This window comes from Pseudoalteromonas sp. XI10, from assembly GCF_001469895.1.
Classification (GTDB): domain Bacteria; phylum Pseudomonadota; class Gammaproteobacteria; order Enterobacterales; family Alteromonadaceae; genus Pseudoalteromonas.
Genome location: NZ_LOPY01000004.1, coordinates 1 through 305, shown reverse-complemented (window position 1 = coordinate 305; position 305 = coordinate 1). Strand labels below are relative to the sequence as shown.

Sequence of the window (305 nt, the reverse complement as noted above, 5' to 3'; positions counted from 1 at the left end):
AGTGTGCCGACTTAGCTCAGTTGGTAGAGCAACTGACTTGTAATCAGTAGGTCATCCGTTCAACTCGGATAGTCGGCACCATTTATTTTGCCCAGATAGCTCAGTCGGTAGAGCAGAGGATTGAAAATCCTCGTGTCGGTGGTTCGATTCCGCCTCTGGGCACCATTATTTGATAATCTCTTTTAAAGTGATTATAGTGCACAACGCACACGATTTTAGTGTGCCGACTTAGCTCAGTTGGTAGAGCAACTGACTTGTAATCAGTAGGTCATCCGTTCAACTCGGATAGTCGGCACCATTTATTT

At 45.2% G+C, this 305-nt stretch carries 3 tRNA genes; all 3 read left to right on the top strand.

Features of this window, described 5'->3' with window-relative positions:
• The first annotated feature begins 5 nt into the window (after positions 1-5).
• The 3 genes from AUR67_RS00320 (at position 6) to AUR67_RS00310 (ending at position 298) form a co-directional block, all read left to right on the top strand.
• A tRNA-Thr gene (locus AUR67_RS00320) sits at positions 6-81 on the top strand.
• Positions 82-89: 8 nt separating this feature from the next.
• Positions 90-165 (top strand) — tRNA-Phe (locus AUR67_RS00315).
• Positions 166-222: 57 nt separating this feature from the next.
• Positions 223-298: transfer RNA gene (locus AUR67_RS00310), tRNA-Thr, on the top strand.
• Positions 299-305: the final 7 nt, after the last annotated feature.